Origin of the sequence: Enterobacter asburiae, assembly GCF_007035645.1 — a bacterium.
In the GTDB taxonomy this organism is placed as follows: Bacteria; Pseudomonadota; Gammaproteobacteria; order Enterobacterales; family Enterobacteriaceae; genus Enterobacter; species Enterobacter asburiae_B.
In genome coordinates this window covers 1,362,946-1,383,469 of record NZ_AP019632.1, presented here as the reverse complement: position 1 = coordinate 1,383,469, position 20,524 = coordinate 1,362,946, and the positions used below count along the sequence as shown (strand labels likewise).

Below are 20,524 nucleotides of genomic sequence, written 5' to 3'. Positions count from 1 at the left end.
CTGCTGGCATCGACGTCCCCGCCGCAGCCGGTAAAGGAGAGGCATCATGATCACCTTCACCAAAGAGCAACTGATCGCTTCTGCGCACGCGCGTATTGAGTTTGCAGAGATGATGTTGTCTGGAGAGTTAGAGCCTCTCAAAGAACGCACATGGTCAATTGAGCTGAAGCTGGCGCGTATCGCGCTGGCATCGCTCGAAGCGGAGAAATGTGCCGAGCCGGTGGCGTTCATCAACGGAGCATGGACACTGGTCTATTACCGCCCACCGAAAGAGCTTGGACTGAAAATCGGTGACAAGCTATACGCCGCCCCGCCAGCTCAGATGCTCGAAATTGAGAACCTGGAGCACTTCATCTCGTTCTGGAAGAAGGTGCAGGCAGGACAGATGAAACCAGGGAAAAATGACATCGATCATACAGTTTGGTTTCTGGAAGGGCTCTCTAACTTAACCGCCCCGCCAGCGCCGGTAGCTGTACCTGATGAAATGACAATGCAAAAAGCGCTTTCAGCAATCGATAGACTGTCTTGGCAGGAATGCACCAGAGACGCTTACATGCTTGGCTGGAACGCCTGCCGAGCCGCCATGCTTAATCAGGAGAAGAGCAATGGATAATCGCTACGAAATAGCAGAGCAAAACGGCATGAGTCGGGAGTTTGCTGACTGGTTCTTTGATAACAAAAAGGCTGGCTGTGGAAACGTCTGGTTCATGATGATGGCGGCAATGTGGGAAGGTTGGCAAGGCCGCGCCGCCATGCTTCAGGGTGCCGATGGCAACTCTCCGGCGCACTCCGGTTGCCGCCCGGCGCAAAACTGCATCCCTCCGGCGCAATGCGGCAACTCTCCGGTGATTCCTGATTGGCAAGCCAAGGCCGAGAAGATGGCTGAGCTCCACGGCAGCAGCTTCGTTGTATTCCGAAATGGAGAATCTCCGCAGTGTGCTGAACCGTCAAAAGTGATTATTTCGTTCACTGATGAAGGTCTTGGGCATGGCGACACGGGCAATTTTCGGGAAATCGTGAATTCGTCAACCAAAGATTTTCGGGAAAACGCGGAAGCGTCAACCAAATGCTGGTGCCGAACCTGCCGACCAATAACCCTTACTGACATGCGCTTCGTCGTCTGCCCCGAATGCGGCAACAAACGCTGCCCGCACGCCAATGACCATCGGAATGCATGTACAGGAAGCAACGAGCCAGGTCAGGAAGGAAGTGCATATCCAGCAGCACCGATGCCGGAGGTGAAGTGATGGCTAACCTGCAGCTGGCTGTTAACGGTGAATACTTCGACCAGATGAAGTCCGGAGAGAAGAAATTTGAGTATCGACTACTCAATGATTACTGGCGCAAGCGACTGGTTAACCGAGAATATGACAGGCTGATTATTACTCGCGGGTATCCGCGCGCTGATGATTCAGAGCGTCGGATTGATGTCCCATATCGAGGCTACAAACTGCAGTCAATTATTCATAAGCATTTTGGTGAAGACCCCGTGAATGTATTCGCTATAAGGGTTGATATCGATGCCTAACCCATTCGACGCAGTGATGTTCGTGCTGCTGGTCATCAGCGCACTTCAGGGTATGGGGTGGCTGCCATGGTGAGCAAACTCAAACAGCGGCGCATGCGCCGCCTTAAAGCCGATGTGGCCTGGTGGCGCGATGAAGCAGAGGATTGCCGCTACCGCCTTCTGGAACTGGCCGGGGAAATCGACAGGCTCCGCGCACTGGTTATCCGCGTGCCGATGCCGGTTCTAATGCCAAAGGAAATGGTCCACCAGCTCTACTACACCGAAACAAAAAGATGTCGTACCTGCAATGATGGGCTCCGAGGTGGTTGCTCATCTTGCATTTTCTATAAGCGATAGCCGGGTGCAGCCGGTTAAGTGGAGAATAGCCATGGCCAAGTTGATGAAGGCGAGTCTGTGGGGTAAGCGAGAGTTTGAACCAGGCTCTGTTCCAGATAACAGAACTATCCGACGCTGGATTGAAAACGGTAAGCTTCAGGGCCGTATCGTAGATGGTACGATCCTGGTTAGTTCCTCAGAAAAATGGGGCGTTGACTCAATTGTCAGTGAAAGAGTTCGTCAGTTAATTCAAGAGGATTAACATGGCCGCAAGACCACGCAAAAGGGAGAATCGCAATCTCCCTGACTTCCTGCTTTTTGATAAAGCTACAGGGCAATATCGCTTTACGCTTATAACCGGAAAACGTAAAAGCATAGGAACTGATCGCGTAATGGCAATCGCTATTGCCAAAGAATATAACCTAAGAATGCGACCTGAAAAGGTGCCGTCAGTAGAAAGCTTGATTAGAGACTCGGGCGGAATTAATGGAGAAGCTAAACCATTCAGTGAGCATGTTGACCGAATTATGGCCCGCGCCGTTGCCGATGAAAAACCATCACCAGGCACCCTGGATGATTGGAATAATGACGTGTTCAGGGTAAAGGAATTTTTTACCAATATCCCGGCTTGTGACATTGTTCTTGAACACGTGAACCAATTTATTAATCGGTACCATGCCGATGCATCCGCTAACGTTCAAAACAGAAAGGTAAGCTTTCTCAAAAAGCTGTTCTCTTATGCAGTTGATGAATCATTAATGATGGATAACCCTGCAGCACGTAAAAAAATGCGGCGTGTTGAAGAGAAGAAGCGTAAACGTCTTCCGTTGGATATCTTTATCGCTATGAGGAACGCGGCTGAGCCATGGTTGAGAACAGCTATGGATTTGGCACTGCAGACGACGCATGCCCGCCTCGAAGTTTCGCGAATAAAATATTCCATAAGAGAGCCGAAAAACGGCATTTGTGGATGTGTATGGTTAGACGAACCTGAAAACGGGATATACGGTACGTTGTACATCCACCGACAGAAAGTTCAAAAGAAAGAGGCATCACACGTAGCGATCCCAATTGGAGGGGAGCTGAAGAGGATTATTGACGATAGCCGGGATAGTGTTGCCAGTCCGTATGTCGTACACCGAATACCTGAACGAAATAACAAACGGAGTAAAGAGGTTTCACACCCTACGCAGGTAGCACCTGATTATCTTAGCCGAGCGTTCTCTGCACTACGTGACAAGCTTGGATTGTGTGATCATCTTCCAATGGATGAACGCCCAACATTTCACGAGATAAGGGCACTGGCCGCGCATTTGTTTGATAGCCAGGGTATCGATCCACAAGGAAGGATGGCCCATAGTGACGCCAAGTCAACAAAGATTTATACCAGCAATCATATCGACTGGGTTATGGTTCCACACGGTGAGATAAAGGCAGGCTAGCCAATGGCGAAACCACCCCCTAACTCATTGATGTATATAGTGCAGATAATGCATAAAAATCACTGTTTGTTCATACAGTCAAAAGCGCTACAGGCCAGTAGTGGTGCGGCTTAGAAGCATTTTACGCAGGTGTCATGGGGTGTCGGGGGTCGGAGGTTCAAATCCTCTCGTGCCGACCAAAAACATATTGAAAACCAGCCTGATGGCTGGTTTTTTTATTTCGCCTCGTCCGGCGTTTTGCGCAGATACACAAGCGTAGTCAGACAAATCACCGCTCCGGCATAAAACGTATATTCCGCGCCAAACGTTTCCCATATCGCGCCGGCTCCCACGCTGGCGATTAACAATCCTACGCCGCTGACCAGACTAAAAATACCGAAAGCCGTACCGCGCAGATCGGGCGGTGCGGTTTTAGCGATCATTGCCGCCAGTAGTCCCTGGGTCATACCCATATGTATTCCCCAAAGCGCGACGCCTAAAATGACCCCCATCCAGTGGCTGCTCAGCGCCAGAACAATATCTGCACCAATCAGCACCATTAGCCCCCACTGCAGAAGCCGGGTGTGGCTCATGCCATCAGAAAGTTTGCCAAAAGGGTAAGCGGAAAGGGAATAGAGTACGTTCATGACCACCATCACCAGCGGAATAAGGGCCAGAGGAACGCCCGACTGCTGCGCACGAAGGACGAGAAAAGCCTCGCTAAACCGGGCAAGCGTGAACACTGCACCAAGGCCAATCACCCACCAGCACGCTTTACCCAGCCGCCTTAAATTCTCTCGTTTAATGGGGTTTGTGCGTTTATGTTCGAGGGGAGTTTTCGGCTCCTGAAGGCCAAAATAGAGCAAGGCAACTGAAAGCAGACCGGGGATAAGGGCTATCCAGAAAACAGTGCGAAAGTCGTTGTCCAGCAACAGCATTAAGCTTACGGCCAGTAATGGGCCAAGAAATGCGCCTGTGGTATCCATTGACTGACGCAGACCATATGCCGCACCACGCATTTCCGGCGGCGTGACGTCTGCAACCAGCGCATCCCGCGGTGCGCCCCGTATCCCCTTCCCCGTACGATCTATCAGACGTGCGCCTAAAACCATCCCGGAAGAGGACGCTAATGCGAAAAGGGGTTTGCTTAACGCCCCCAGGCCATACCCTAGCAGGGCCAGCCCCTTACGTTGACCCAGGTAGTCGCTTATCGCCCCCGAAAAGACCTTAATAAAAAGCGCGGTGGCCTCCGCCAGCCCTTCAATCAGGCCGATAAACAGCACGCTCGTACCGAGGGTGGTCATCATAAAAAGTGGCAGCAGGCTGTGAATACTCTCTGACGAGATATCCATCAACATACTGACGCCTCCCACAACCCAGACGCCTTTGGGGATCTGGCTGAGCACTGGAAATCTGGAACGCATCTACCGCTCCTGCTTTAAAAACAGTTGCCTGAATGCTTACAGGATAGGATATCGCGGATTAAAAAAACCTGAGGAGAGTGGGATGAGACCATAAAAAAAGCCATCCGGCAGGATGGCTTAGTTATCGCAGGTCGACGCTTAATGCTTCTCACGTCCGCCCAGGAAGAAAATGCCCAGCGGGATGGCCAGCAGAACGGTGAACACCAGGCTGTAGACGAAGATCATCGCCGACTGCAGGACATACATGCTGGTTGTCCAGGCTGAGAGGGGAATATTGTACTGTTCGATAACGCCAACAATGGTTGCCCGCCCCACGCACGCGGCGGCAATCATAAATACGACCAGCAGCGCCAGGAGGAACTTGCGGCCTTCAGGCGTTTTCAGTTTTGCACGAACCATCTCTCTTCCCTTTTACAGATGAATAACAATATATAGGGTCTAAAATAACACGAACTGGCACCTGACTCCACACCAGCATAAACAACCACTAAACAGGTAAATTAAAAGCGTATAACGCTACCCATAGTGAAAATGTAAGTAAATAACACCAATCATTCATCGTTGTTATGTTAACCTGCGCAGGATCGTTTTGACATAAAGGAATGACAATGAAAAACGCACCTAAATTTGCTATCGCCCTCATCGCCGCCGCGTGCGTCAGCAGCAGCGCTTTCGCCAGCGAAACCCCAAAACAGCAGCCGCTGGAAAAAGTGGCTCCGTACCCGCAGGCGGACAAAGGGATGAAGCGTCAGGTGATTCAGCTGCCGGTTCAGCAGGATGAAGCGAACTTCAAAGTGGAACTGTTAATTGGCAAGACGCTGGAAGTGGACTGCAACCAGCACCGTCTGGGCGGTCAGCTGGAAAGCAAAACCCTGGAAGGCTGGGGTTACGACTATTACGTCTTTGACAAAGTGACCTCTCCGGTTTCCACCATGATGGCCTGCCCGGACGGCAAGAAAGAGAAGAAATTTGTAACGGCGTATCTGGGCGACAACAGTCTGTTGCGCTACAACAGCAAGCTGCCGATCGTGGTCTATACGCCTGAAAACGTGGAAGTGAAGTATCGCATCTGGAAGGCTGATGAGAACATCGGACAAGCCGTAGTACGTTAAAAATAAGTCGGGTGGCGGCTTCGCCTTACCCGACCAGGAAAGGGTGCGCTCTGGTGCCCTCACCCCAACTCTCTCCCACCGGGAGAGGGAGAAAACACTAAAAACGGTAACGGATGTTACCGTTTTGCTTTTACCTTACAGCGCGATATCCGCAACCGGTTTGTTTTCCGGCTGAGGCTTCAGCTCCGCTTTTGGCGCCGCATCCGCAGCCTGTGGCTTGATGTACTGCAGCTGCAGTACGCGGCTGGTGTATTCCAGCTCCTGCTCCGTCGCGCTCACGTTGCCGTTCAGCTTCGTGCCGTAGGATGGAATAATGGTTTTCAGCTTCGCCTGCCATTCCGGGCTGGCGACTTTATCTTTAAACACTTTTTCCATCAGGTGCAGCATGATTGGCGCAGCGGTAGACGCGCCCGGCGACGCACCCAGCAGCGCGGCGATGGTGCCATCCTTATCGCTTACCACTTCGGTACCCAGACGCAGCACGCCGCCCTCTTTCGGATCGCGCTTGATGATCTGTACGCGCTGACCCGCCTGCCACAGACGCCAGTCTTCTTTCTTCGCCTGCGGATAGTACTCTTTCAGCGCCTCGAAACGGTCGTCGTCAGAGAGCATCACCTGGCTAATCAGGTATTTCACCAGGTCGAAGTTATCCAGACCCACGTCCATCATCGGCTTGACGTTAGAGGTGGTCGTGGCGCTGAGCAGATCCCACAGGGAGCCATTTTTCAGGAACTTGGTGGAGAAGGTCGCGAACGGCCCAAACAGCACCACGCGTTTGCCGTCAAGCATACGGGTGTCGATGTGCGGAACAGACATCGGCGGTGCGCCAACGGAAGCCTGGCCGTACACTTTTGCCAGATGACGATTCACCACTTCCGGGTTATCGGACACCAGGAACTGGCCGCCCACCGGGAAGCCCGCGTAGTCGTCCGCTTCCGGAATACCGGACTCCTGCAGCAGCTTCAGCGCCGCGCCGCCCGCACCGATAAAGACAAATTTCGCCTTGATGACGTGCTCGGCTTCGTTGTTTTTCAGATCGGCGACGGTCACGCTCCAGCTGTTATCCGCGTTGCGCTTGAAACCGCGCACTTCGGTGCTGAGCTGCAGGTTGAAGTTCTCTTTTTTCTTCAGAGACGCCACCAGCTGACGGGTAATTTCACCGTAGTTAACGTCGGTACCAATTTCGGTACGGGTCGCCGCCACTTTCTGGTTCGGGTCACGACCTTCCATGACCAGCGGAGCCCACTCTTTAATCTGCGCGTGGTCTTCAGAGTATTTCATCCCGCGGAACAGCGTGCTCTGCTGCAGAGCGGCGTAGCGCGCGCGCAGGAAGTTAACGTTCTGTTCGCCCCACACAAAGCTCATGTGCGGCACGGTGTTGATGAAGGAGTGCGGGTCGTGCATCACGCCGCTGTTGACCTGATGAGACCAGAACTGGCGAGAAACCTGGAATGCTTCATTGATCTCTACCGCCTTCTCGATACTAATGGAACCGTCCTTTTTCTGCGGCGTATAGTTCAGTTCCATGAGTGCCGAATGTCCGGTACCGGCGTTATTCCATCCGTTCGAACTCTCCTGCGCCACGCCATCAAGGCGCTCGACCATGGTCATAGACCAGTCCGGCTGCAGTTCTTGCAGATAGGTTCCCAGCGTGGCGCTCATGATACCGCCACCAATTAAAAGGACGTCCGTTTCCTGCTCTTTTGGTGCGTCAGCTTTCGCCGCCATTGAGACGGTGTTAAGCCCCACGGCCAGAGAAAAGAGCATGGCAGTCATTTTTTTCATAATTTATGCCTTAGTGTAAAAGTGCTTGATGCGTGGAAATTGCAGGTGAAAAAAGCTGCGGGGGCACGGTAACAACTTTTAAATATTGTTTAAAGGTTACGAAATTATTGTAATTGTGAAATTTAATGATGGATTGTTTGTGAGGAATTATCGATGCGTCTGGTAAAGCGCGGTTTTACTGGCTAGTATGTTGCGTTTTGCGATCGCGCGCACGGAAGCCTGCCCTAACCAGCGAACTGTTATGTCCTTACCCCATTCTGCCGTATCCCCCGAAGACCGCGTAGCCAACGTGCTGCGTTCCCCTAAGCAGCTGACGCGTGAAACGCTGGCAGGCGTGATTACCGCCCTGGCGCTGATCCCCGAGGTTATCTCATTTTCGGTGGTGGCGGGCGTTGACCCGAAGGTCAGCCTGATCGCCTCCGTGGTGCTGTGTCTTGCCATGTCTGTACTCGGTGGGCGTCCTGCGATGGTCACGGCAGCGGCCGGGTCCGTGGCGCTGGTCATTGGCCCGATGGTGCATCAGCACGGCGTACAGTACATTCTTCCCGCCGTGCTGATGGCGGGCGTAATTCAGATTCTGTTTGGCGTGCTGGGCATGGCAAGGCTGATGCGCTTTATACCTCAGTCGGTCATGACCGGATTTGTTAACGCCCTGGGCATTTTGATCTTCTTCGCTCAGGTCCCGCATTTCTGGAGCCGAAGCCCGCTGATTGTGGGCCTGTTCGTCCTGACGCTGCTGATCGTGCTGTGGGTGCCGCGCTATATCAAAAGCATCCCTTCCCCGCTGATTGCGATTGTTGTGCTTACCTTGTTCACCGTTTCAACCGGTCAAACCCTGCCGACCGTGGGCGATGAAGGCTCCATGAGCGGCGGTTTACCGGGTCTTACCGAGCTGCTGGTCCCGCTCAATGTGCAGACGCTGAGCATTATCTGGCCGTGCGCGCTGAGCATCGCGTTTGTCGGCCTGCTGGAATCCCTGCTGACGGCAAAGCTGGTGGATGAGCTGACCGCGACACCGTCAGGTAAACGCCGCGAAAGCATTGGACTAGGCGTCGGCAATATTCTGGCCGGATTTTATGGCGGGATTGCAGGCTGCGCGATGATCGGACAAACCATCGTCAACGTGGAGATGGGGAAAGGTCGAAGCCGCATTTCAACCTTTGCGGCGGGCATTGTGCTGCTGATTCTGGTGACGGCGCTCAGCGACGTGATGGCCAACATCCCGATGGCGGTGCTGGCGGGTATTATGGCGATTGTCGCCGTCAAAACCTTCAGCTGGCACAGCCTTCAGCCAGCCACGGTGAAAACGGCCCCGATAGCAGAAACGGTCGTCATGCTGGTCACCGTTGCCGCCACGGTATCAACCGGCAATCTGGCGATTGGCGTGCTGGGCGGGATTATCGTCATGGCACTCCTCCCCGCCCGCATTAAGCGTCGACTTAAAGCAGAAAAATCGTCGCCAGCCCAAGAAAAATAAAGAAACCGCCGGTATCAGTGATGGCGGTGATCATCACGCTCGACCCCACCGCGGGGTCGCGCCCCAGTTTGGTCATCGTCAGCGGGATAATGACCCCCATCATTGATGCCACCAGCAGGTTCAGCACCATCGCCAGCATCATCACCCCACCCAGGGCCATATCGTCGTACAGCCACCAGGTGATGCCGCCCATAATCCCGCCCCACACCAGGCCGTTGATCAGCGCCACGCCCATCTCCCTGAAGATCAGAAAGGCGAAGTTACCGGGCTGAATATTTTCCAGCGCCAGCGCGCGGACGATCATGGTGATGGTCTGGTTTCCGGTGTTGCCGCCAATTCCGGCCACAATCGGCATCAGCGAGGCCAGCGCCACCAGCTGCGAAATGGTGTGTTCAAAACCGTCGATCACGCGGGAGGCGATAAACGCGGTACACAGGTTAATGGCCAGCCACGCCCAGCGCGTTTTCACCGCCTTGCCGACGGAGGCATGGACGTCATCTTCGGCGCTGATCCCCCCGAGCGCGCGAAGGTCGTTGTCGGTTTCTTCGTAGACCACATCAACGATCTCATCGATGGTCAGACGCCCCATCAGTTTGCCGACTGAATCCACGACGGCGGCACTCACCAGGTCGTCACGCTCGAAGGTACGCGCCGCTTTTTCCGCGTCGTCTTCCGGAGAGAAGACCATCGGCTCGTTTTCCATCACCTCGCTCACCTTCCGCTGGGTGCTGTTGAGCAGGATGGTTTTCAGCTCCAGCTCGCCAAGCAGGGTTTTATCCCGGGAGGTGACAAAGAGTTTATCGGTGTTGTCCGGCATTTTGCCCAGGCGACGCAGATAGCGCTGCACGGTACCGAGCGTCACGTCCGGTCGCACCGTGATAACGCCGAACTCCATGATCGCGCCGACGCTGTTTTTCTCGTAGTGCATCACCTGGCGCACGCGCGCGCGTTCATCGGCAGGCAGCGACGCCAGCAGGCGGCCGGTCAGGTTTCGCGGCAGGTGCTGAACGAGGTAAATCTGCTCGTCGATATCCAGGGTTTGCAGAGCGTCGAGAATATCCCGATCGCTCATCTCGTCGATCAGGTCGTCCCAGACGTTTTCGGAGGCCTCAAGCAGCACCTGCCCACGCTCGTGATCCTGCACCAGACGCCACAGGGCGTGGCGTTCTTCCGAGGGCAGCGCTTCAAGGGTATCCGCCAGATCCGGCGGGGGTAAATGAGCAACCAGCGCACCTACCTCAGCAATATCGTCGGCCAGGGTGCCGACATCATATTGCTCAGCCAGGGTGAGTTTGCCTAAAAGCGTAGAAGTGACCGCTTTATCGGTCGTGAGAAGCCAGATGAGTCGCGCGCGCTCCTGGTCACGCTGTCTGGCGCTGTTTTTCTTTAATACCGACATCAATCATAAATCCATTAAATGAGTTGGGGTTAAGCATAGCGCGGGGATATGTAAATAAGAATAAACAACGCGGCGGGATGGAGAAAAAAGCGGCATCGCGGCCACGATTTATCCCCTCTCCCAGTGGGAGAGGGCCAGGGTAAGGGCATCAGGCCGTGCGCGCTACCGCGTCACGCGAGGCCGCAACGCGCTCTTCACCGGTCAGCTCGCTCAGCTTGCCGTCACGCATCTCCAGCAGGCGGTCAGCATGAATGAAGTAGTGATCGTCGTGGCTGATGGCGAAAATGGTTTTGCCCATCTCCTGCATCAGCGGCAACAGCACCTGATAAAACTCGCGGCGGAAATGCGGGTCCTGATCCGCAGCCCACTCGTCCAGCAGGATGATGTCACGCTCTTCCGCCAGCGCCAGCAGCAGCGCCACGCGCTTTTTCTGCCCTTTGGAAAGCTTCAGGTTGAGGATCTTCCCGTCCTGTAACTCCAGCTTGTGCGACATCTGCAGCTGCGCCAGCCATTTTTCCACCAGCGCAGGATTGGCCGGTTGCCCTTCCGGCCCCAGCAGTTGGTCAAACAGCCAGACGTCGGTGAACACCGCCGAGAAAAGCTTGCGGTAATCCTCGGGCTTCTCCGCGCTCAGCGCCCTGCCATCCAGCAAAATCTCGCCCGACTGCGGCTGATAGAGTCCGGTCAGCAGCATCGCCAGCGTAGATTTACCGCTGCCGTTGCCGCCGATGAGGAACAGCAGTTCACCGCGGCGGAGCGTCAGGTTGACCGGCCCCACGGAGAAGGCGCTGTCCTGATAGCGAAACGTGACGTTACGCAGCTCCAGCGTCTGCCAGTTCGGGAAGGCCTGCGGGCGCGGGAATTCGGCTTTAAACGGCGCGAGATCGAATTTTTTGAGCTTATTAAAGGCCACCTGCGCACTCAGCAGGGTGGGCAGCGCACCGACCGCCGAGAGCAGCGGCGTGCGTAAAAACAGCAGCGTCAGCGAGTAGGTTGCCGCGACGTTGGTGTCCGCCCAGCCCAGGCCGTTCGCCATCCAGAATACCAGGCCAATGGCACCCAGCATCATGATGTTTGACCAGTTCACCGCGCTCAGGTGGAAGGTATCGGCGCGAATAATATGATGACGGTATTCGCGCGCGTCCGGGATATAGAGATGATTAAAGATATGCTCGGCGCGCTCGCGGTTCAGGGTGAGCTCTTTGCGCCCTTCCAGCACCGTCTGGTAATCGTTGTAGAGCTTATCTTCGGTTTCGCGCAGCACCGCCATGTGTTTATAGACGCGCGACACCAGCATAAAGCCGCCCCAGATGGTAATGGCAATCCACAGGGCGGTCACCGCCAGCATTTTGCTGGAGAGCCAGGCGAGATAGGCAGCCGAGCCAAAGGTCAGAACGATCCCCTGCACCAGCTCCGGCAGCCGAACGAACGCGATGGTGATGGCGCGCACGTCGCTGGTCAGCCCCGCCAGCAGGGATGCGCTGCCGAGCTGCTCAACGCGCTCAACCTGGGTATCGAGGATCCGCTTGATAAACTCACTGCGCAAACGGAAAACGAAATGGTGCCCGAGCGCGGTCAGCGCCAGCTGGGAACCGAGCGTAACCGCCATCAACAGGAGCAGCAGGCCGAGAAACTCCGGCAGAACGGAGAGCGAGGTGTCGACCATTTCAATCAACCGCACGTTAATAAACGCGATCAGGCCAATACCCAGCGCGGCGCTGGCGAGGCTTAACGCCATTACTGCGATGAAGGGCCAGCGATACTGACGCCAGACGAGGAGAAGTAGTTGCATGCAGGCAATCCGGACAATAAAAATCAGCCAGCAGTGTAAACTGCCCTGCGTGTACATCAAGAATAATTCTTATTTTTGTTTACTCGCCCCCGCCTGACGGAAGGTCAGGTTGAAACGGTATTCACCCGTCAGCGGATGGACCCCGGGCTTCAGCGGCTGAATGCCGTGATAGTATAGCCGCGACTCCCTGCCCCACACCACCACATCGCCATGTTCCAGCATGATGCGCTTGAGCGGGTCGTTGCGGCGTAATCCCCCAAACTGGAAGACGGCAGGCAAACCTAACGATACCGAGACGATAGGCGCGCGCAGATCGGGTTCATCCTTGTCCTGATGCAGCGAGAGCTTCGCGCCAACGGCGTAGCGGTTGATCAGGCAGGCATCCGGCCGGAAGTCAGGATACTGCGCTGCTACGGCGGCCTCGTGGCAGAGAGCCTGAAAAACCGCAGGCATCGGGGGCCACGGCTGGCCGGTAGCGGGATCGTTCGGGGCATACAGATAGCCCCGCTCGTTCGTCGCCCAGCCCAGCTCGCCGCAGTTGGCCATGGCTACCGACATGGTGTAGCCGCCCGGCGTCACCATATGGCGAAACGGCGAAACCGCCGTCACCTCGTCGATACCGGCCAGCAGCGCCGCCGCACGGGAGAGCGCAAAGCGGCGCAGGATCACCGCCCCCGGCGCAAGCGGCTCCTGCCAGGGTTCAGCATCCGCAAAAAGATCGAGCATTATCCCTCCTGGCGTTTCGCCTCACGTTTCAGTAATAGCGCTTTTCGCGCCGTCCCCCAACGGTAACCCGACAGCGCGCCGTCGTTACGAACCACGCGATGACAGGGGATCACAATCGCCAGCGTGTTTGCCGCACAGGCTCCGGCAACGGCGCGTACCGCACTGGGCTGGCCAATCGCCTGCGCCACCTGCTGGTAACTTGCCGTTTCGCCGCAGGGAATGTTGCGAAGGGCCTGCCAGACGCGCTGCTGGAATGCGGTTCCGCGAATATCCAGCGGCAGCGCAAGCGGTACGTCGCGATTATCGATACTGGCAATCACCTGCTGGACCCGCTGCGCGAAATCCTCTTCCAGCGGCGCATGTGCTGCTTTTGGAAATTGCGCGGCAAGCTCTTCGGCTAATTCTTCATCGCTGTCACCCAGCAGGATCGCGCAGATCCCCCGCTCGCTTTCTGCCACCAGACAGCGTCCTAACGAACAGTCGCTGATGGCATAACGCACCGCCACATCCCCTTTGCGGTACTGCTTCGCCGTCATGCCCAGCGCATCGTTGGCTTTACGATAATAGCTGCTGCTGTCGGGAAACCCCGCTGCCAGCACGGCGTCGGTAATTTTGTCTCCCTGTGCAAGCGCGGTGCGCAGGCGCTGGCCTCGCGCCGCCTGCTGCCAGGCTTTTGGCGTCATGCCGGTCACGGACTTAAACAGACGGTGGAAATGGAAAGGGCTCATGGCCACCTGCTGCGCCAGCCCCTCAAGGGTTAGCGTGGGATCCTGCTCCAGAAGACGGCAGGCGTGTTCCACTTTTGCCAGCTTCTGCTCCTGCGGATCGCGTTTGTCCGGCATGCAGCGCTTGCACGGGCGAAATCCTGCCTGTACGGCATGGTGGGCATCGGGATAAAAGCGGACGTTTTTACGCAGCGCGTGGCGGGCACGGCATGACGGGCGGCAGAAAATTCCCGTCGTCTGCACGGCGAAGACAAACCGCTCGTCAGCGCGCGGATCGCGGGCCAGCACGGCCTGCCAGCGATCCTCATCGGTAATAAAGGTCGGGTTTCTCATTATCGGCTCCTCATGTAAGCATACATAGAGCGTGCCTGAGCGCCAGTGATAAAAAACCCGCAACCTTGCTTTTTAATTTTTGTCGTGCACCAGGAAACTCTTGAACTGCGGCGAGCTCCAGGTTTTGAACCCGTCGCCCTCTTTGGTGATCATATAAACCGCCAGTCCTTCCTGGCGAACCACCTCTTTGGCTTTTTCCGGGCCGAGAACCATTAATCCGGTATCCCAGGCATCCGCTTCCAGCGCGGTGGGGGCAATGACCGTCACCGAGACCAGATTATGCGTGATGGGACGGCCGGTCTGCGGATCGATAACATGCGAAATACGCTTCCCGTCAAGCTCGTAATAGTTACGGTAGCTTCCGGAAGTACTGATGCCGTGACCGTTGATATCCACTATCGCCTGCACGGCATTTTGCCGATCGGTCGGTTTTTGAATCGCTACGCGCCACGGCTTATCGCTGGCGTTCATCCCCCGGCTGACTAACGCGCCGCCCACGGAGACCAGATAACGGGAAATGCCTTCCTGGGCCATCAGCGCAGCAAGATGATCCGCCGCATAGCCTTCCCCAACCGTCGACAGATCGACAAACAGATCGGGGATATCTTTTTGCAGGTACTGTTGCCCGTACTGATTGATCACCGTCAGATGCTGCAGCCCTGTCCGGGCGCGGGCGTCATCAATGGCCGCCTGTTCAGGCGTGGTCATCGGCTGTTTGTTAGGGCCAAATCCCCAGAGGTTCACCAGAGGTCCGACGGTCACATCCATCGCCCCATTGGTTTTGTAACCCACGCGTATGGATTCGGTCACGATATCGGCCATCGCTTCGCTCACCGGCCACAGGGAGGTACTGGTGGAGAGATTAAAGCGCATCAGCGCCGAATCATTTTTATAGGTTGAGAGCAGCTGATCGTCGGCATCCAGCTGAGACTGGATTTTGCCGCGAAGTTCATCTGTGCGTGTTTTATCAAGGTTCATCACGCTGACGCGCCAGAAGGTGCCCATCGTTTTGCCTTCGAGCACCGTCGCGGCGGGTGCGTCGGTTTTCGCCACGGGTGTGGGATCGTTACACGCGGTCAGGAAAAAAAGCATAGCCAGAAAGCTGGCGCGTAAAAAAGTCATGTCCATTCATTATTATCCTCATGCCAGGGCGGCAAGAGTACACCAAAACGGGTGAGTTGTGAGAATCCGGGAAGCACAAAAAAGGGGCCATCAGGCCCCTTACGTCACACGGTAAAGCGATTAGAACTGGTAAACCAGGCCCAGCGCGACGATATCGTCAGTACCGATACCCGCCTGACGGGTGAATTCATTTTCATCAACCAGGTTGATTTTGTAATCCACGTAGGTGGACATGTTTTTGTTGAAGTAGTAAGTCGCACCAACATCAACATATTTCAGCAGATCCTGATCGCCGTAACCTTCGATGTCTTTCCCTTTAGACTGCAGGTAAGCCACGGATGGACGCAGGCCGAAGTCGAACTGGTACTGAGCAACCACTTCGAAGTTCTGCGCTTTGTTAGCGAAGCCGTAAGCGGTAGTCGGGCTGCTGCCGTTAGAGGTACCGAAACGGGTTGCGTTGTAGGTCTGGGAGTACTGCGCTGCCAGATAGATGTTGTTGGCATCGTATTTCAGGCCGCCAGAATAGACTTCTGCGTTATCGCCATGACCGTAAACGCTTGCGCCGTTCTGATCGGCGGTACGTTTGGAGGAGGACATTGCGCCACCCACGCTGAAACCTTCGCCCAGGTTATAGGTCACGGATGCACCGTAGCCGTCGCCGTTCTGTTTCAGCAGGCTACGGCCACCTACGTTTTCACCGCTTACGCTGCCGTTTTTACCCTGATACTGCAGGGCAAAGTTCAGACCATCCACCAGACCGAAGAAGTCCTGGTTACGGTAGGTCGCTACGCCGTTAGCACGGGACTGCAGGAAGTTGTCTGCGCCGTAGGTATCGCCGCCAAATTCTGGCAGAACGTCAGTCCAGGAGGTTACGTCGTAGATTACGCCGTAGTTACGACCGTAATCGAAAGAACCCGCGTCACCGAATTTCAGACCCGCGAACGCCACACGCGTCCAGGCATCGTTTTCGCTTTCGGAGGTGTTGCCCTGGATCTGGTATTCCCACTGGCCGTAACCGGTCAGCTGATCGTTAACCTGAGTTTCGCCTTTGAAGCCAAGACGCATGTAGGTCTGGTCGCCGTCGGCACCCTTGTCGTCAGAGAAATAGTGCAGACCATCGACTTTGCCGTACAGATCTAATTTGTTGCCATCTTTGTTATAAATTTCGGCCGCATTTGCTGCGCCTGCCACCAGGAGTGCTGGTACCAGGAGGGACAGTACTTTAACTTTCATTTTATTAACCCTCTGTTATATGCCTTATAATTGCCACTGCTTACTGGTTAACCCTCATTAACCAGTCGGCAATTTCATTCTCCTCAAAATTACAGAATAATCCAATGCGAATATGATACGAAAACTTTGAAGATGTTTCATTTATCTATCAACATGTTTCAAAATGTAAATATCAAGGAACTTTTACAAAGCACAAATAGCTTAGAAAATTAGCACTTATAATCAAACGAAAAAATCACCCCATTAACATCAGTAAGTTACAATAAAATCCGTTACAGCACTGAATGACAAAACAAGATCGCAGCTAATCTCTAAAATAACTCTCGCTATCATCATTAACTTTATTTATTACCGTCATTCAGTTTTGAATGTCTGTTTATCCCTAATTGAACCGGATGCTTCGCATTCGGTTTTTTTTTACCTTTCTTTACGTAACTTCTCTTTTTTTGTGCTACCGCACAGTAATTGTAACGACTATTAACTAAATTCTCGTCGGGTATTCTTCGAAGTCCATAAATTGGTGCAAAAACTTAATTTCTTGTTAATTCGTGCTATTTATTGACGGCGTGGGTCGATTATTTGTACGCGCATGGCGAGTTTGTACATGTTTTCTGCACTCCCCGCCGCCGATATTGTCCGGAGAAAAAGTCGCCTCTTCCCGGACAGTCGCGCTGGAAATTCAGTTATTACCCTTTATACTGCCCTATCGCCACAGAGCACGACCATAACGGGTTAAAGATATCAATGAGTCAGACTGAAACTACCGCCCCGAGCAAATTCTCCCTCCTCCCAGGGAGCATCACCCGTTTCTTTCTTCTTTTGATCGTTGTGCTGTTAGTCACCATGGGGGTGATGGTACAAAGCGCGGTTAACGCCTGGCTGAAGGATAAGAGCTATCAGGTCGTTGATATCACCCACGCCGTGCACAAGCGCATAGACACCTGGCGCTACGCCACCTGGCAGATTTACGACAATATCGCGGCTGCCCCGACCTCCTCATCCGGGGATGGACTTCAGGAGACGCGGCTTAAGCAGGATGTCTATTATCTCGAAAAACCGCAGCGTAAGACCGAGGCTCTTATTTTCGGTTCTCACGACAGCGCGACGCTTGAGATGACGCAGCGTATTTCGACCTATCTGGATACCCTTTGGGGTGCCGAAACGGTACCGTGGTCGATGTATTATCTGAACGGTCAGGATAACAGCATGATCCTGATCTCAACGCTGCCGTTAAAAGATCTCTCGTCCGGCTTTAAAGAGACAACCGTGGGCAGCATCGTCGATTCCCGCCGGGCAGAGATGCTGCAGCAGGCGAATGCCCTCGATGAACGTGAGAGCTTCTCTTCCCTGCGTCGTCTGGCCTGGCAAAACGGTCATTATTTTACCCTGCGCACCACGTTTAACCAGCCAGGACACCTGGCGACGGTGGTGGCCTTCGATTTACCGATTAATGATTTAATCCCGCCGGACATGCCGCTCGACAGCTTCCGTCTGGAGCCCGATAGCAGCACCCAGAACATGCGGGCAGCGTCTGACAAAGAGGCCGCAGAGAGCGTATCGATCTCCTTTAACGGCTCGAAAATCGAAATTGCCTCATCGCTGAATTCGACCGGTATGCGTCTGGTGTGGCAGGTGCCGTTTGGCACGCTGTTGCTCGATACCCTGCAAAATATCCTGCTGCCTCTGCTGTTGAATATCGGTTTGCTGGCGCTGGCGCTGTTTGGCTACAGCACCTTCCGTTTTCAGTCGGGTCGTCAGAGCGACGCCTCTGCGGTTCCGGCCGGCACCAGCAATGAGCTGCGCGTATTACGTGCACTGAATGAAGAGATTGTTTCCGTGCTGCCGCTTGGGGTCCTGGTTCACGACCAGGAGGCGAATCGTACGGTGATGAGCAACAAAATTGCCGACCATCTGCTGCCGCACCTTAACCTGCAGAACATCACCACCATGGCGGATCAACACCAGGGGGTGATTCAGGCCACCATCAACAATGAACTGTACGAGATCCGTCAGTTCCGCAGCCAGGTGGCTCCCCGCACGCAAATCTTCATTATCCGTGATCAGGATCGCGAAGTGCTGGTCAATAAAAAGCTCAAGCAGGCACAAAGGCTGTATGAGAAAAACCAGCAGGGGCGCGCCGCATTTATGCAGAACATTGGCGATGCCTTCAAGCAGCCGTTAAAAACGCTGGCGACCCAGGCGGCGGCGTTAAACATCTCTGAAAGCCACCAGCTTGCCTGCCAGGCCGATTCGCTGGTCAGAATGGTTGATGAGATCCAGCTGGCGAACATGCTGGAGAATGATTTCTGGAAGGGAACGCCAGCCCTCTTCTCCATTCAGGATCTGATCGATGAAGTGGTGCCTGAAGTACTGCCCGTCATCAAGCGCAAAGGGCTGCAGCTGCTGATCAATAACAATCTCCCTGCGAATGACGAACGCCACGGCGATCGCGAAGCGCTGCGCCGAATTCTGCTGATGATTATTCAGTATGCCGTGACCACCACGCAGATCGGCAAAATCACCCTTGAAGTCAGCACCGAGGAGTCGGCAGAAGACCGTCTGACGTTCCGCATCCTGGACACCGGGGAAGGCGTCACAACGAGCGAAATTGATAATCTGCACTTCCCGTTCCTGAATGACACGCAGAGCGATCGCTACGGCAAGGCCAATGCCCTGACCTTCTGGCTGTGCGATCAGCTGGCGCGTAAGCTCGGCGGCCACCTGAATATCAAAGCTCGTGAATCCCTCGGCACCCGCTATTCTCTGCACGTGAAAATGGCGGCCAATCCGCAGGAAGAAGATGAGGAACGTCTGCTGGATGACGTCGTGGTGATGGTCGACGTGACCTCGAACGAGATCCGCAATATTGTCGTTCGTCAGTTAGAAAACTGGGGAGCGGCCTGCATCACGCCGGATGAAAGACTTGCAAGTCAAGAATTTGATCTGTTTTTAACTGATAATCCGTCTAATCTTACTGCCTCCGGCTTGCTTTTAAGCGATGATGAGTCAGGCGTGCGGAAAATCGGCCCTGGCCAGCTGCGCGTCAACTTTAATATAAGCAATGCGATGCAGGAAGCTGTACTACAACTAATAGAAGAGCAGCTGGCGCAGGAAGAGATAACGGAGTCACCGTTAGGCGGCAATGAAAATGCCGAGCTTCACGCCAGCGGATACTATTCACTCTTTGTTGATACAGTACCAGATGATGTTAAGCGGTTGTATACTGAGTCCGCTGCGAATGATTTTGCAGCGCTGGCACAGACAGCACACCGGCTTAAAGGGGTGTTTGCCATGCTTAATCTGGTTCCCGGCAAGCAGTTATGTGAAACGCTGGAACATCTAATTCGTGAGAAAGATGCCTCTGGCATTGAAAAATACATCAGCGACATTGACGCCTACGTCAAAAGCTTGCTGTAGCAAGGTAGCCTTATACATGAACAATATGAACGTAATTATTGCCGATGACCATCCGATTGTACTGTTCGGTATTCGCAAATCACTTGAACAGATCGAGTGGGTGAATGTAGTCGGTGAATTTGAAGACTCTACAGCACTGATCAATAACCTCCCAAAGCTTGATGCACACGTGCTCATTACCGATCTCTCCATGCCTGGAGACAAATACGGTGATGGGATCACGCTCATCAAATACATTAAGCGTCACTTCCCGGATATCTCGATCATTGTTCTGACCATGAACAACAACCCGGCGATCCTGAGCGCGGTGTTGGATCTGGACATCGAAGGGATTGTGCTGAAACAGGGCGCCCCGACCGATCTGCCAAAAGCGCTCGCTGCGCTGCAGAAAGGCAAGAAGTTCACGCCTGAGAGCGTCTCTCGTCTGCTGGAAAAAATCAGCGCGGGTGGCTACGGTGACAAACGCCTGTCCCCGAAAGAGAGTGAAGTTCTGCGCCTGTTCGCAGAAGGTTTCCTGGTAACCGAGATTGCCAAGAAGCTGAACCGCAGCATTAAAACCATCAGCAGCCAGAAGAAATCAGCGATGATGAAGCTGGGCGTGGACAACGATATTGCTCTGCTGAACTATCTCTCCTCCGTTACGCTGAGCGCAACGGACAAGGATTGATCCCGGACGGGTGTGTGGCCTGATGCCCTCACCCCGTCCCTCTCCCAC

The 20,524-nt window shown here is 54.4% G+C and carries 19 protein-coding genes; 10 read left to right on the top strand and 9 right to left on the bottom strand.

What is annotated here, in order from left to right; genetic code table 11:
- Window positions 1-46: 46 nt before the first annotated feature.
- From FOY96_RS06510 to FOY96_RS06485, 6 genes are all read left to right on the top strand, one after another.
- Window positions 47-613, top strand: coding sequence for a hypothetical protein (locus FOY96_RS06510; RefSeq protein WP_143346683.1), 567 nt, complete (start codon window positions 47-49; stop codon window positions 611-613).
- Window positions 606-1,247, top strand: a complete 642-nt coding sequence (locus tag FOY96_RS06505; protein WP_143346682.1) for a hypothetical protein — start codon at window positions 606-608, stop codon at window positions 1,245-1,247. Before FOY96_RS06510 ends, FOY96_RS06505 begins: the two co-directional genes overlap by 8 nt.
- Window positions 1,247-1,528, top strand: coding sequence for an ASCH domain-containing protein (locus FOY96_RS06500; RefSeq protein ID WP_143346681.1), 282 nt, complete (start codon window positions 1,247-1,249; stop codon window positions 1,526-1,528). The genes FOY96_RS06505 and FOY96_RS06500 overlap by 1 nt, the downstream gene beginning before the upstream one ends.
- 66 nt (window positions 1,529-1,594) lie before the next feature.
- Entirely contained in the window at window positions 1,595-1,864 is a 270-nt protein-coding gene (locus tag FOY96_RS06495) for a YeaH/YhbH family protein (RefSeq protein ID WP_143346680.1), read from the top strand.
- A gap of 31 nt (window positions 1,865-1,895) precedes the next feature.
- Window positions 1,896-2,105 (top strand): hypothetical protein, encoded by a 210-nt coding sequence (locus tag FOY96_RS06490; RefSeq protein ID WP_032659100.1) that lies wholly within the window; start codon window positions 1,896-1,898, stop codon window positions 2,103-2,105.
- A 1-nt stretch (window position 2,106) separates the two neighbouring features.
- Complete coding sequence (locus FOY96_RS06485; RefSeq protein WP_143346679.1) at window positions 2,107-3,285, top strand: phage integrase Arm DNA-binding domain-containing protein; 1,179 nt, start codon at window positions 2,107-2,109, stop codon at window positions 3,283-3,285.
- A 215-nt stretch (window positions 3,286-3,500) separates the two neighbouring features.
- On the opposite strand, the gene FOY96_RS06480 is transcribed toward FOY96_RS06485, so the two are convergent.
- Window positions 3,501-4,688 (bottom strand): MFS transporter, encoded by a 1,188-nt coding sequence (locus FOY96_RS06480; protein ID WP_039263195.1) that lies wholly within the window; start codon window positions 4,686-4,688, stop codon window positions 3,501-3,503.
- A gap of 138 nt (window positions 4,689-4,826) precedes the next feature.
- Window positions 4,827-5,087: a DUF2534 family protein gene (locus FOY96_RS06475; protein WP_008500962.1), complete on the bottom strand. Its 261-nt coding sequence runs from the start codon at window positions 5,085-5,087 to the stop codon at window positions 4,827-4,829.
- 209 nt (window positions 5,088-5,296) lie between these two features.
- Here FOY96_RS06475 and eco point away from each other — a divergent pair, with 209 nt between their 5' ends.
- Window positions 5,297-5,800: a serine protease inhibitor ecotin gene (eco, locus tag FOY96_RS06470; protein ID WP_033146052.1), complete on the top strand. Its 504-nt coding sequence runs from the start codon at window positions 5,297-5,299 to the stop codon at window positions 5,798-5,800.
- 135 nt (window positions 5,801-5,935) lie between these two features.
- Here eco and mqo read toward each other — a convergent pair whose 3' ends face one another.
- Window positions 5,936-7,585, bottom strand: coding sequence for a malate dehydrogenase (quinone) (gene mqo, locus FOY96_RS06465; protein ID WP_048975356.1), 1,650 nt, complete (start codon window positions 7,583-7,585; stop codon window positions 5,936-5,938).
- A 187-nt stretch (window positions 7,586-7,772) separates the two neighbouring features.
- Here mqo and FOY96_RS06460 point away from each other — a divergent pair, with 187 nt between their 5' ends.
- Window positions 7,773-9,062: a SulP family inorganic anion transporter gene (locus FOY96_RS06460; RefSeq protein ID WP_143346678.1), complete on the top strand. Its 1,290-nt coding sequence runs from the start codon at window positions 7,773-7,775 to the stop codon at window positions 9,060-9,062.
- Here the strand turns inward: FOY96_RS06460 and mgtE are convergent.
- The 6 genes from mgtE to FOY96_RS06430 form a co-directional block, all read right to left on the bottom strand.
- The gene (gene mgtE / locus FOY96_RS06455) at window positions 9,025-10,461 is read right to left on the bottom strand and encodes a magnesium transporter (protein WP_021241530.1); all 1,437 of its coding nucleotides are present in this window, start codon (window positions 10,459-10,461) and stop codon (window positions 9,025-9,027) included. The two genes, FOY96_RS06460 and mgtE, sit on opposite strands and share 38 nt — an antisense overlap.
- 148 nt (window positions 10,462-10,609) lie before the next feature.
- Complete coding sequence (locus FOY96_RS06450) at window positions 10,610-12,253, bottom strand: multidrug ABC transporter permease/ATP-binding protein (protein WP_096150833.1); 1,644 nt, start codon at window positions 12,251-12,253, stop codon at window positions 10,610-10,612.
- Window positions 12,254-12,322: 69 nt separating this feature from the next.
- Window positions 12,323-12,979: a DNA oxidative demethylase AlkB gene (alkB, locus tag FOY96_RS06445; protein ID WP_143346677.1), complete on the bottom strand. Its 657-nt coding sequence runs from the start codon at window positions 12,977-12,979 to the stop codon at window positions 12,323-12,325.
- Window positions 12,979-14,037, bottom strand: coding sequence for a bifunctional DNA-binding transcriptional regulator/O6-methylguanine-DNA methyltransferase Ada (gene ada / locus FOY96_RS06440; protein WP_087823045.1), 1,059 nt, complete (start codon window positions 14,035-14,037; stop codon window positions 12,979-12,981). The genes alkB and ada overlap by 1 nt, the downstream gene beginning before the upstream one ends.
- Before the next feature lie 72 nt (window positions 14,038-14,109).
- On the bottom strand, window positions 14,110-15,165 hold the full coding sequence (apbE, locus tag FOY96_RS06435) for an FAD:protein FMN transferase ApbE (RefSeq protein WP_033146056.1): 1,056 nt from the start codon (window positions 15,163-15,165) through the stop codon (window positions 14,110-14,112).
- 114 nt (window positions 15,166-15,279) lie between these two features.
- Entirely contained in the window at window positions 15,280-16,392 is a 1,113-nt protein-coding gene (locus tag FOY96_RS06430) for a porin OmpC (RefSeq protein WP_047060579.1), read from the bottom strand.
- A 744-nt stretch (window positions 16,393-17,136) separates the two neighbouring features.
- On the opposite strand from FOY96_RS06430, the gene rcsD reads away from it, so the two are divergent.
- Window positions 17,137-19,809 carry a phosphotransferase RcsD gene (rcsD, locus tag FOY96_RS06425; RefSeq protein WP_143346676.1) on the top strand — a complete coding sequence of 891 codons (2,673 nt, stop codon included), beginning with the start codon at window positions 17,137-17,139 and terminating at the stop codon, window positions 19,807-19,809.
- Window positions 19,810-19,825: 16 nt separating this feature from the next.
- Complete coding sequence (rcsB, locus tag FOY96_RS06420; RefSeq protein ID WP_003859405.1) at window positions 19,826-20,476, top strand: response regulator transcription factor RcsB; 651 nt, start codon at window positions 19,826-19,828, stop codon at window positions 20,474-20,476.
- Window positions 20,477-20,524: the final 48 nt, after the last annotated feature.